Here is a 12601-nt window from a genome sequence, read left to right on the forward strand (position 1 = left end):
TCGGATCAACGCTCACTTACAGCTCCCCGAAGCACTATCGTGGTTCGTCACGTCCTTCATCGGCTCCTGGTGCCTAGGCATCCACCGTGCGCTCTTACTTGCTTAACCAAGTCGCTCCGTAATCACGCTGATCGCTCCGGTTGTTTTTCCTGACGGAAAAGCCAAAGGTCGCTCTCACCCTGATTACTTCGCTCTTCGATTTTATGAATCATTTCTTCATACACCCTCGCTGACAAGCAGCTTAGGTAGAAAGAAATATTCAAGACGCGAATTTATCGTTTCGGTATCCAGTTTTCAAAGGACAAATCTTGCAAATTGAAAGAGTTTCCTCTCTCAAAACCGAACAGTAAGTGAGTCTCTCATTTTTAACTCCCGAGAGAGACGGGACTGAATGCTTCCGTTGCAGGAAGCGATTCTCCATAGAAAGGAGGTGATCCAGCCGCACCTTCCGATACGGCTACCTTGTTACGACTTCACCCCAATCATCTACCCCACCTTCGGCGGCTGGCTCCTTTGCAGGTTACCTCACCGACTTCGGGTGTTGTAAACTCTCGTGGTGTGACGGGCGGTGTGTACAAGACCCGGGAACGTATTCACCGCGGCATGCTGATCCGCGATTACTAGCAATTCCGACTTCATGCAGGCGAGTTGCAGCCTACAATCCGAACTGAGACCGGCTTTCTGGGATTGGCTTCACCTCGCGGCTTCGCGACCCTCTGTACCGGCCATTGTAGTACGTGTGTAGCCCAAGTCATAAGGGGCATGATGATTTGACGTCATCCCCGCCTTCCTCCGGTTTGTCACCGGCAGTCACTCTAGAGTGCCCATCTTAAAATGCTGGCAACTAAAGTCAAGGGTTGCGCTCGTTGCGGGACTTAACCCAACATCTCACGACACGAGCTGACGACAACCATGCACCACCTGTCTGGCATGTCCCGAAGGAAAGGCCTATCTCTAAGCCGGTCATGCCGATGTCAAGACTTGGTAAGGTTCTTCGCGTTGCTTCGAATTAAACCACATACTCCACTGCTTGTGCGGGTCCCCGTCAATTCCTTTGAGTTTCAGTCTTGCGACCGTACTCCCCAGGCGGAGTGCTTAATGCGTTAACTTCGGCACCCAGGGTATCGAAACCCCGAACACCTAGCACTCATCGTTTACGGCGTGGACTACCAGGGTATCTAATCCTGTTTGCTCCCCACGCTTTCGCGCCTCAGCGTCAGTTATAGGCCAGAAAGTCGCCTTCGCCACTGGTGTTCCTCCACATCTCTACGCATTTCACCGCTACACGTGGAATTCCACTTTCCTCTCCTACACTCAAGCTTGCCAGTTTCGGATGCGAATCGGGGTTGAGCCCCGATCTTAAACATCCGACTTAACAAGCCGCCTGCACGCGCTTTACGCCCAATAATTCCGGACAACGCTTGCCCCCTACGTATTACCGCGGCTGCTGGCACGTAGTTAGCCGGGGCTTTCTTCTCAGGTACCGTCACTCCGGGTGCAGTTACTCACCCGGACGTTCTTCCCTGGCAACAGAGCTTTACGATCCGAAAACCTTCATCACTCACGCGGCATTGCTCCATCAGGCTTTCGCCCATTGTGGAAGATTCCCTACTGCTGCCTCCCGTAGGAGTCTGGGCCGTGTCTCAGTCCCAGTGTGGCCGTTCACCCTCTCAGGTCGGCTACGCATCGTCGCCTTGGTGAGCCGTTACCCCACCAACTAGCTAATGCGCCGCAGGCCCATCTCTCAGTGACAGCTTGCGCCGTCTTTCCTCATCCTCCGATGCCGGAAGATGATGTATTCGGTATTAGCATCCGTTTCCGGAAGTTATCCCAAACTGAAAGGCAGGTTGCCTACGTGTTACTCACCCGTCCGCCGCTAACCTCGGTGAAACAAGTTTCACCTTAGTCCGCTCGACTTGCATGTATTAGGCATGCCGCCAGCGTTCGTCCTGAGCCAGGATCAAACTCTCCATTAAGGTGGCGACCGAAGTCGCCGTTTAAAAGAAAGCACGATGTGCTCGTTTAAAACGTTGGCGATTCTTGATTGCTCAAGAATCTTATATTCTCACAATGATCTTCATCATCGCGACTCACTTACTGTTCAGTTTTCAAGGAGCAAACGGTGTTTCTCGTTTCTGCCGTTCAGCGTTTCGCTCGCAGCAGCAACTCTTATATATTAGCACGTTCGTTTTCGTTTTGCAAGTCTTTTTTGAAATCTTTTTTTCAGCTTCGTTTGAAGCTTCCTTTTCGATCTCCTGTTGACTCGCTCACTTGTTCGAACCGCACCGGCGCTCTCTCAAGGCCGTTCCTAGAATATATCATGCTGATATGCAGATAGCAAGCTTTTTTTCAAAAAAGATCTTCAAATACGTCCTTTTCTTATTATACCCCATATTTTCCGCCTGTTTCCCCAAAGCAATCGCTCCAAAAGCCCGATGAGGACAAGCGATTCCCACCCTCATAGCGTCGCACTCTGTTATTCGCACATACGGTTCACCGGTTTCTTCTATAGTTCCTTCCTTTATCTATGGCTCGTTTCTTCATTCGATTCTTCAAGCCTGCTGTTTGTTCTCCATCTTCTCGCTTTTCGGCCATAATGTATAACTAAAGCTGATCAGGAAGTCGACCCCTAGCACCACTCCCCATCTTACGATCCATGATCTCAGCGCTTGGGACTTGTCCGCATCCCCGATCAAGAAGATCATCCCCGCCAGCAAAATACTACCGATTGCCCAAGCCATTAAATGACGGTACCAACCCTGTCTTTGCAACGTCGCATGGGCATGTCCGGTCTTCGCTTTTTCAACCGGCTTTGGCCCATTCGCATAACGGTACGCAAAGCGTTCGTCGGCCCACTTGATCATTCCATGTCCGAACGCGACGGTACATCCGATATATACGGCGGCCAAACCGTGTACGAAACTCGCCGTCGCACCCTGCCTGATATCGACGATAGTCGCACTTAACAGAATCAGATCGATAACAGGCGTCATGGCCAGCAGGATAGCGCCCGCTTTCTTTTTCTTCCATACATAACGAGTCAACAGTCCCGCCAATACGATGACCCAAAACCCGACTTCGCAACTTACGATCAACCAACCGATCATTCCCATGCTCCTCACTCCTTTTTTAACACAAGTGTATGATATAAAATATACTAGCACAGTCGTATTAAAAAGAAAACTATTTTCGGCTTCGGTGCTATAATTGAGGCATGCCAAAAATCGTCGATCATGAACAACAAAAAATAAAAGTCGCTGAAGCTGCCTGGAGAGTCATTCGCCGGGCAGGCATCGAAAATGCTTCAGTTCGCAATGTCGCCCAAGAAGCAGGAATCTCGCCGGGATCGATGCGCCACTACTTTTCCACGCAAGCGGAGTTGTTTTCCTTTTCCATGAGTCTGGTGTCCGAACGGGTAACCGCAAGAATCACTTCTTTGAACTATGATCGTCCGATGCCGGATATCGCGCGGGACGCGCTGCATCAACTGGTACCCTTGAATGAAGAAAGCCGGGCGGAGATGGAGGTGTGGCTCGCTTTCGTTTCCAAGTCGTTGTCCGAACCGTCACTGCACGATCATGCGCAAAAGGTCTACGGAGAATTGAGATCCGCGATGCTGCTTGTGGTGCGGGGGTTGGTGGAATACGGCTTTGCTTCGAAAAAACTGGATATCGAGCAAGAAGCGGAGCGGATGCACGTATTCGTGGACGGGATCGCGTTGCACGGATTGACCTACCCGGATCGGATGCCGCCTGAACGAATGGGTCAACTGCTGGATGAGTATCTGGATATGTTATGTAAAAAGCAAGACTGAAACCTGTAAGACACACTTCTATGGACGAATAAAGGAGGAACACAAAAAGAGAAGGCGCAATTCGCGCCTTCTCTTTCGTTATTTCATAACCCTTACAGATTACGCATATGCGGGAACAGCAGCACGTCGCGGATCGATGGCGCGTTGGTCAACAGCATCACCAGACGGTCGATGCCGATACCCAGTCCGCCTGTAGGCGGCATGCCGAATTCCAGCGCACGGATGAAGTCTTCGTCCATTTCGTGTGCTTCGTCGTTGCCTTGTTCTTTCTCCTGAAGCTGCGATTCGAAACGCTCGCGTTGATCAATCGGATCGTTCAATTCGCTGAACGCGTTCGCATGCTCGCGCGCCACGACGAATAATTCGAACCGGTCCGTGAAGCGCGGATCTTGATCGTTCTTTTTCGCAAGCGGAGAGATTTCGAGCGGGTGGCCCGTTACAAAGGTTGGCTGGATCAGCGTTTCTTCGACAAACTGTTCAAAGAAAGCGTTCAGGATGTGACCGAACGTCATATGCTTCTCAACCGGCACTTTGTGTTCTTTTGCCAATGCGTGTGCTTCTTCGTCGGTCATGTGAACGCCGAAGTCTACGCCTGTTACTTCTTTAACCGCATCAACCATCGATACCCGGCGCCACTGCGGCTTGAGATCGATCTGTTGGCCTTGATACTCGATGGTCGTCGTGCCGAGCACTTCTTGCGCGATATGAGCGACCATGTTTTCTACCAGGTCCATGATGTCTTTGTAGTCGGCGTAAGCTTCGTACAGTTCGATCATGGTAAATTCCGGATTGTGGCGCGTCGATGTGCCTTCGTTACGATATACGCGGCCGATTTCGTACACTTTTTCCAAACCGCCGACGATCAGACGCTTCAGATGAAGCTCGATCGCGATTCGCATGTACAGTTCCATGTCGAGCGCGTTATGGTGCGTCACGAACGGACGAGCTGCCGCGCCGCCCGCGATGGAGTGCAGGGTTGGCGTCTCGACTTCGAGGTAGCCGAGCGAGTCCAGATAACGGCGCATCGATTGAATGATCTTCGAGCGCAGGATAAAAGTTTGTTGAACTTCCGGGTTCACGATCATGTCCACGTAGCGCTGACGGTAACGCAGTTCTACGTCTTTGAGGCCGTGGTATTTGTCCGGGAGCGGTTGGAGCGACTTGGTCAGAACGGTCAGTTCGGCCACTTTGATCGTCGTCTCGCCCGTCTTTGTCTTGAATACCGTTCCGCGCACGCCGACGATGTCGCCGAGATCAAGAATGGTAAACGCATCGTACTGTTCTTCGGGCACGCTGTCTTTACGTACATATAATTGAATACGGCCAGTCAGATCTTGAATATGCGCGAAGCTGGCTTTACCCATGGCACGCTTGGCCATGATGCGACCTGCCAGTGTAACTTCGATCGCTTTTTCTTCCAGCTCGTCTTTTTCGATCGTATCGTACTTGGCAATGATACCCGCCGCTGTCTCGTTGCGTTCAAACTTGGCGCCGAATGGATCGATGCCCAGCTTCGTCAATTCGCCCAGTTTTTCACGACGTACCTTGAGCAGTTCGCTCAGTTCGATTTCCTGGTTTTCTTGGTTTGTGTTTTCTTCAGACACTTGGGGTTCAGCTCCTGTCCTTATCGTCAACCTATATTATCGTTCCAAATCGCCTTGTTCGTCAACCGCGAAAGCCGCTTGACTACAGGGGGAATCCGCGTCTGTAGAGCTTTTTATAATAAAAGAACTTCCTGCTTCCGTTCAGGCGAAAGCCGAAACGGTCACAGGAAGCCGAGTACCCGAAGATGCCAAACGGCATCGGATCGGAAACGTCATTATTTTTTGATCTCGATAATTTCGTATTGAAGAACGCCTGCCGGAACAGTAACGTCGACTTTTGCGCCTTTGGACTTGCCGAGAAGTGAGCTGCCGACCGGACTTTCGTTGGAAATACGGTTTTCGAGCGGATTGGATTCTGCCGAACCCACGATCGTATATTCCATCTCGTCACCGAACTCCAGGTCTTTGACCAATACGGTCGATCCCACGCTAACGATATCCGTACCGATTTCGTCAGCATTGATGATCCGCGCATTGCGCAGCATTTTTTCCAATGTAATGATTCGACCTTCAATGAAGGCTTGTTCGTTCTTGGCGTCTTCGTACTCGGAGTTTTCGCTGATATCTCCGTAACCGATTGCGACTTTAATACGCTCCGCAACTTCGCGGCGCTTTACGGATTTCAGGTTTTCCAACTCGTCTTCCAGCTTCTTCAGCCCGTCCGGGGTGAGAATGACCTCTTTATCGCTCATCTGTACCGATTCTCCTGTCATGTGAATAGTAGATTTTCGCACTCTCACATCCGGTTAATTACGAAATCCCTTTGAAGACGGCAACGGCAAAATAGAAACGACCACGCCTTAAAGACATAGACGTGTTCCGTTTCTCGAATGAAGAAATATAGTGACGGGCAGCCAGGGCCAAAGCCGTTATATCTCCAAGAACGTCGGTGACTTCTATTGACCGATTGGTCAACGCAGACCACCACTCGCGTCTATCGAATGCCGCATCCAGACAAAGCGTGCATATTCCGCATTTTGGAATTTATGTTGCTGAGGCGAATTTTATACTGACAAATTATATGGGAAGGACTACGAAAAGTCAATGCGTTTCCTTGCTCAATTGTAACCGTTTTATTCCAACAAAAAAGGACCAAATACGCTGGCCCTTTTCGTCGAAAGTTCGAGAATTTTGCCTAAAGCTGTTCCACGGGGAGCATTTAAGCTTCCGCAGCGACCAATTCCGGAAGGTTGGCGAGATAATGATCCAATACTCCGATCATTTCGCTGCGGGTCGTGCCTTCCATAATGGAGTCTTTGATCCGCGACGAACCTTTCAGTCCTTTGAGGTACCACGACAGATGCTTGCGCATTTCGCGAATCGCTACATGTTCTCCCCGAAGCGCGATCAGACGATCCATATGCAGCACGGCAATCCGAATTTTTTCTTCCGGTTCCGGGTCTGCGATGAGTTCGCCCGTTTCCAGATAATGAATGGTGCTGTACAGCATCCAAGGGTTGCCCAGCGCGCCGCGTCCGATCATGACGCCGTCGCAGCCGGTCGTGTCCAACATGCGCTTGGCGTCTTCCGGAGTGTTCACGTCGCCGTTGCCGATGACCGGAATGTTTACCGATTCTTTGGCCAGCTTGATCCAACTCCAATCGGCCGTACCGGTGTACAGCTGTTCGCGAGTACGCCCGTGTACGCTGATCGCACTGGCTCCGGCAGCTTCCGCGGCTTTGGCATTTTGCTCGATAAAAATATGCTCGCTGTCCCAGCCGATCCGCATTTTCACGGTAACCGGCTTTTGCACGGCGGCGGTAACGGCGCTCACCATCTCGTAGATTTTTTCCGGATTGAGCAGCCAACGCGCACCCGCATCGCATTTGGTAACTTTCGGAACCGGACAGCCCATGTTGATATCGATGATATCGGCATTGGTGTCCTGATCGACGACTTTGGCCGCTTCGACGAGCGAATTACGGTCGCCGCCGAAAATTTGCAGGCTCAGCGGCTTTTCCCGATCGTCGACGAACAGCATTTCGCGCGTACGCTTGTTACCGTTCAGGATCGCTTTGTCGCTGACCATCTCCGCGCAGACCAGCCCCGTTCCGAACTCTTTGGCGATCAAGCGGAAAGCGGGGTTGCAGACACCGGCCATAGGAGCCAGCACGACGCGGTTTTTCAATTCGATATCGCCAATCTTTAGCATTGCGAAATCACCTCTTTAGATAGAAAAAAATAAAATGAATCAAATTTGAGATATAGGAGCTACTTGGATTGAAAAGTGGAGCTACGGGAACAACGGACTGCCAAAACGAATAATGCCTAGCGCTTCGCCAAGCTCAATAAGCGAATCGTCCACCAGCTTGCGCAAACCGGAAGGCTCATCCTGCGGCACGATATCGTCAAGCGGCACCAGTACAAAAAAGCGTTCATGCATCCGTGGATGCGGAAGCGTCAAATCTGTGCTCTCAATCGCAAGCCCATCCATCCACAATAAATCCAGATCTGCTGTACGTGGTCCGTAACGGATATCCCGGACCCGGCCAAGCCGATTCTCCACATCCTGCATCACGGCCAGCAGTTGATGAGGAGCGAGTGCTGTCCGAAGTACCGCGGCCATATTTAAAAAAGCAGGCTGGTCCGCGTATCCCACAGGATCCGTCTCATAGACATCCGAAGCGCGAAGCACATCAATCTCCGAATGTTCATTTAACATCCGGAGTGCTTCGCGCAACGTCTCTTCGCGGCGACCGAGGTTGGCCCCCAAAGCAATATAAGCCTCTGATCGCTCAGAGGTGAAATTTGGCGTCTTGTCTGTCATCATCTACCGGTCTCTCTTTCGGCTGCGTCGGATTTCTACCGTTACGCCTTCGAAGTGGATATCGAACGGCGGATGCGGCTTTGTTACGCGTACCGTCGCAGCGTCCACCCTAGTATACGTGCCGAGTACGGCGGATGCAATACGCTCAGCCAGCGCCTCGATCAATTGAACGGACTCTCCTTCAACGACCCCTTTTACCGTCTCGTGCACTTCTGCATAGTTAACCGCCTGAGTGAGATCATCCGTCAATCCGGCCGCGGACAAATCCATCTCAAGCTCCAATCCGATATAAAAACGCTGCCCCAATCGGCGTTCTTCCTCGAACACGCCGTGGCGTCCGTAATATTCCATGCGTGAAATGATCATTTTATCCATAGAGTGAGCCCCGCCTTTTCATAAAAAGTCATTGGTGATTTCGTTAAGTCCGCGCCGTGTAAGATCGACCGGACTCTGCATACAGCATGGCGTCGCACATCGCGACGGTACGCTTGATGGAAGACACGTCGTGCACGCGCACGATCTGACAGCCCTGGGCAATACCGAAAGCAACCGTCGCAGCCGTACCTTCAACGACGTCGTTGACCGGAAGATCGAGCACTTCTCGGATGAACCGCTTGCGCGAGGTGCCGAGCAACATCGGGAATCCCAGCTCCACAAGCGAGTCAAGCTGTGTCATCAGACGCAAATTTTCCGCACCGTTTTTAGCAAATCCGATCCCGGGATCGAGAATGATATGAGCATCCTGCACGCCGGCGGCGCGAGCGATTTGGACACTCTCCATCAAGTCGGAAGCAACATCCGCATACAGATCGGCGTAATCCGCTTCCGGCCGATTATGCGTCAGAATGACCGGACAACCTGCATCGGCGGCAACCTGTGCCATACGGGTGTCCGCTTTGCAGCCCCAGACGTCATTGATGATATGCGCGCCCGCAACCAACGACTGACGCGCGACCTCGGCTTTGTATGTATCGACCGATAACGGAATGCTGGGCAGCTCGCGACGCAGCGCTTCGACTACGGGCAGAATGCGCGACAATTCCTCGTCCAGCGATACCGGATCGGCTCCCGGACGCGTGGACTCTCCTCCGATATCGATCAAGTCGGCTCCGGCTAACACCATCTCTCGCGCATGCCGCACGGCCGATTCCACGTTCACGTAGCGGCCTCCGTCGGAGAAAGAGTCCGGTGTCGTATTCAAAATACCCATGATGCGAGTGGCGCGTCCCAGATCCAGACGAACGTCCTCCCAAGCGTAGTGGCGGATATGAAGGGTAGGCTTCATGTTCAATTCCCCGTTTCTTTCGTATAGTGGCGGTACTTCTCGGTCAGCTTGAGGGTAAGTGGGCCTGGGCATCCTTTGCCAATCAGCATTTCTGTACCCTCGGCGCCTAACCCTCGAAGCAGACGCACTGGAACGATCTCCTGCACCGAGCCGGTCAGGAAGATTTCATCAGCCTGCGTTAAGTCGTCCAACGCGTAAATTCCTTCTTCGGTCTCGATCCCCGTTTTGGCGGCAAGCTCTAATACGAAAGCTCGGGTGATGCCGGGCAAGATGCCGGTATCGATGGTCGGCGTGCATAATCTTCCGCTTTTCACAAAAAACAGATTGCTGACAATGCCTTCCGCGACATGTCCCTCGCGAGTCAGCATCAACCCTTCCGCGCCTTGCGCGCCGGGAATGCCGCTCAGTTCGCGCCGACCCAGGATGCCGTTCATATAATGGAGCGATTTTAATCGTTGCGCCCCTTCCGGCGTATTACGGGGCGTACGCAGCACCTGAAGAGTCCGCCCCTGGGCATACCAGGATTCCGGCGATTTCGGCAGCTCCTTGATATACACAATGCGAGTCGGCGATTCGTAGAGCGGACCTGTCGGCAGGCCCATCTCGTCTTCGCCCGCGGTGTAGGTCAGGCGGACATAGGCTTCGGCGAGCTGATTGGCTTTTAAAAGAGAGGCAATCTCGGCATGCAGTTCATCGGCGTCGACGTTCCATGCGATTCCCAGCTCGGCTGCCCCCTGCTCCATCCGATCCAAATGGCGTTGCAGCAGAAAGGGCTTGCCGTTATAGGTGCGAAAAGTCTCGAATAGCCCCATGCCGTACATCAGTCCGTGATCCATCACCGAGACGGACGCAGACGCGGCTTCGACGATCCGGCCATTTAGGCCGATAAGGTTCGCGCCTTTGCTCATAGCGGTGCGCCTGCCAAACGTTCACGTCCTAAAAAGCGGGCAAGCATCCGGTGTCCATGTTCGGTGACGATCGATTCCGGATGAAACTGAACGCCTTCGATCGGATATTCGCGATGGCGCAGTCCCATAATCTCGCCTTCCGCCGTCCAAGCCGTGATCTCCAGACAGTCCGGCAGACTGCTCCGCTCCACAATTAGCGAATGGTATCTTGCCGCGGTCAGCGGCGAAGGAAGCTTTTCGAAAACGGATGTACCGTTATGGAGTACAGGCGATGTCTTGCCATGCATCAAACGCTCGGCCCGAATGACCTTTCCTCCGAATGCCTGACCGATCGCCTGATGGCCGAGACATACGCCGAGAATCGGAATTTCTCCTTTGAACGCCTCGATAACCTCAAGCGTGATTCCGGCCTCATTCGGCGTGCAAGGACCCGGCGACAGCAAAAGGCGATCCGGAGCAAGCTCCCGAATACCGTCAAGATCGATCTCGTCATTACGCCGCACCGTCACCTTTTCGCCAAGTTCGCCCAAGTACTGCACAAGGTTATAAGTGAAGGAATCATAGTTGTCGATGACCAGAATCAATGTACTTTCCCTCCCTCATCAGCACCAGCCGCCGCACGTTCCGCACACCAGACGGCGCGACCTACAGACCTTGCTTTGTTATGACACTCCCGATATTCCCGATACGGCTCGGAGTCGATGACGATCCCCGCTCCGGCCTGCATATGACCTACGCCGTCTTGAACGACGAGGGTACGAATAATAATATTTAATTCCATATTGCCTGCGTAGTCAATCCAACCCATCGAACCTGTATACGGCCCGCGTCGTACCGGCTCCAGTTCTTCGACAATCTGCATGGTGCGAACTTTCGGGGCTCCCGTGATCGTTCCGCCGGGGAAGACTCCGGCGATGACGTCGTACGCCGTTTTGCCCGGCGCCAGATCCGCTTCGACTTGGGACACCAAATGCATCACGTGCGCGTAACGCTCAATCGTCATCAGCTCCGGCACGCGAACCGAACCGTAAGCCGCTACCCGTCCCAGATCATTGCGTTGCAGGTCAACGAGCATGATATGTTCGGCCCGTTCCTTTTCGCTGCCGCTAAGTTCTTCGGCCATGCGCCGATCTTCTTCTCCGTTAGCTCCTCTTCGTCTCGTGCCTGCAATTGGCCGGGCCGCCAAACGACCTTCCTCCAATCGAACGAGCAGCTCTGGCGATCCCGACACCAGTTGGAAATCCGGGAAGCGAAGAAAACCCATATATGGCGAAGGGTTCACGATACGCATCCATTCATAGATTTGCTCGGGCGAAGCTTCAAGTTTACGCTGTTTGCGGAGCGACAGATTGACCTGGAATACGTCGCCGCTGCGAATATATTCCTGAATACGAAGCACCGCGTCCTGAAACGCTTCTTGTCCGAAAGTCGTCTCGAAGCCGTCGACGTCACTGCGCCCGGACATATGTTGTTCCGCTTCGGCGATCACCTCGTCGCGGCGCGCCTCGTCCCACGGCAATTCTGCCTGTTCAAAGCTCCGCCAGCGGTCCAGCATATGCTGGGCTTCTTGGGCTGCGCGTTCATAAGCAGCGGCAAGTTCTTGTTCGCGAGAAATCGAGTCCGTTTGCGCAAGTTCGTTGATCGGCACGGAAACGCAGGCATATACCGTTTGCTGTTCGTGGTCGATTACCCACAACTGCCGCAGCCGCATAAAAGCATAATCCGGCAGCCCGGCCTGAGCCAGATCGTCATCTGCCAGCAGCGGCAGCTTTTCGAGCGAACGCGCTACGTCATACGCCAGGTAGCCGACTGCGCCGCCGAAGAACTTCGGTGCATCAGGCAGTCGCGGCGAACGGTGGGGTTCCATCCATTGACGAATCACATCAAGAGGAGCACCTTCGTTTTTTAACGACCCCGATTCGGAGTGAGTCTTCGGATTCTCTGCTCCCGATGTATGGTGTTTATATTCGTAATCCGTAACTTTCGCTTCTTCTCCCCGTCCGCGAAGCACAGACTCGGCTTCCAACCCCAGAAACGTATAACGGCCTTCTTTGCCGCTTTCCAGTACGAAGGCATGCGGAGAAGCTTCGCTCCAGGCCTTTAACCAAGACTCCGGCCTTCTTTGCAATTGATCACGCAATAGATAAGGAAAACGGGTATACCCCTGTTCCTTCCACTCTGCCCAGCGGGCAAGAGTTGTCAGATTCTCGCTCAATCTGTCCG

11 protein-coding genes and 1 rRNA gene are annotated in these 12601 nt (G+C 52.9%); 1 reads left to right on the plus strand and 11 read right to left on the minus strand.

What is annotated here, in order from left to right:
• Nucleotides 1-423: 423 nt before the first annotated feature.
• Both SACSAC_RS10365 and SACSAC_RS10370 read right to left on the minus strand, forming a co-directional pair.
• Nucleotides 424-1976: ribosomal RNA gene (locus SACSAC_RS10365) — 16S ribosomal RNA — on the minus strand.
• Between the two features lie 576 nt (nucleotides 1977-2552).
• Entirely contained in the window at nucleotides 2553-3113 is a 561-nt protein-coding gene (locus SACSAC_RS10370; protein ID WP_342666456.1) for a hypothetical protein, read from the minus strand.
• A gap of 101 nt (nucleotides 3114-3214) precedes the next feature.
• On the opposite strand from SACSAC_RS10370, the gene SACSAC_RS10375 reads away from it, so the two are divergent.
• Complete coding sequence (locus tag SACSAC_RS10375) at nucleotides 3215-3814, plus strand: TetR/AcrR family transcriptional regulator (RefSeq protein ID WP_037285978.1); 600 nt, start codon at nucleotides 3215-3217, stop codon at nucleotides 3812-3814.
• 92 nt (nucleotides 3815-3906) lie between these two features.
• Here the strand turns inward: SACSAC_RS10375 and lysS are convergent, their stop codons facing one another.
• From lysS to SACSAC_RS10420, 9 genes are all read right to left on the minus strand, one after another.
• On the minus strand, nucleotides 3907-5418 hold the full coding sequence (gene lysS, locus SACSAC_RS10380; RefSeq protein ID WP_037285982.1) for a lysine--tRNA ligase: 1512 nt from the start codon (nucleotides 5416-5418) through the stop codon (nucleotides 3907-3909).
• A gap of 215 nt (nucleotides 5419-5633) precedes the next feature.
• On the minus strand, nucleotides 5634-6110 hold the full coding sequence (greA, locus tag SACSAC_RS10385) for a transcription elongation factor GreA (protein WP_037285985.1): 477 nt from the start codon (nucleotides 6108-6110) through the stop codon (nucleotides 5634-5636).
• 467 nt (nucleotides 6111-6577) lie between these two features.
• Nucleotides 6578-7570, minus strand: coding sequence for a tRNA dihydrouridine synthase DusB (dusB, locus tag SACSAC_RS10390; protein ID WP_037285987.1), 993 nt, complete (start codon nucleotides 7568-7570; stop codon nucleotides 6578-6580).
• An 81-nt stretch (nucleotides 7571-7651) separates the two neighbouring features.
• Nucleotides 7652-8188 carry a 2-amino-4-hydroxy-6-hydroxymethyldihydropteridine diphosphokinase gene (gene folK / locus SACSAC_RS10395; protein WP_245608619.1) on the minus strand — a complete coding sequence of 179 codons (537 nt, stop codon included), beginning with the start codon at nucleotides 8186-8188 and terminating at the stop codon, nucleotides 7652-7654.
• Nucleotides 8189-8560 carry a dihydroneopterin aldolase gene (folB, locus tag SACSAC_RS10400; RefSeq protein WP_037285990.1) on the minus strand — a complete coding sequence of 124 codons (372 nt, stop codon included), beginning with the start codon at nucleotides 8558-8560 and terminating at the stop codon, nucleotides 8189-8191.
• Between the two features lie 43 nt (nucleotides 8561-8603).
• On the minus strand, nucleotides 8604-9470 hold the full coding sequence (gene folP / locus SACSAC_RS10405) for a dihydropteroate synthase (RefSeq protein ID WP_425414803.1): 867 nt from the start codon (nucleotides 9468-9470) through the stop codon (nucleotides 8604-8606).
• Between the two features lie 2 nt (nucleotides 9471-9472).
• The gene (locus SACSAC_RS10410; RefSeq protein WP_037285996.1) at nucleotides 9473-10378 is read right to left on the minus strand and encodes an aminotransferase class IV; all 906 of its coding nucleotides are present in this window, start codon (nucleotides 10376-10378) and stop codon (nucleotides 9473-9475) included.
• Complete coding sequence (locus SACSAC_RS10415) at nucleotides 10375-10962, minus strand: anthranilate synthase component II (RefSeq protein ID WP_037285999.1); 588 nt, start codon at nucleotides 10960-10962, stop codon at nucleotides 10375-10377. Before SACSAC_RS10415 ends, SACSAC_RS10410 begins: the two co-directional genes overlap by 4 nt.
• The gene (locus SACSAC_RS10420; protein ID WP_037286001.1) at nucleotides 10959-12593 is read right to left on the minus strand and encodes an anthranilate synthase component I family protein; all 1635 of its coding nucleotides are present in this window, start codon (nucleotides 12591-12593) and stop codon (nucleotides 10959-10961) included. The genes SACSAC_RS10415 and SACSAC_RS10420 overlap by 4 nt, the downstream gene beginning before the upstream one ends.
• Between the last annotated feature and the right edge of the window lie 8 nt (nucleotides 12594-12601).

It is taken from the genome of Saccharibacillus sacchari DSM 19268 (assembly GCF_000585395.1).
Taxonomy (GTDB): Bacteria; Bacillota; Bacilli; order Paenibacillales; family Paenibacillaceae; genus Saccharibacillus; species Saccharibacillus sacchari.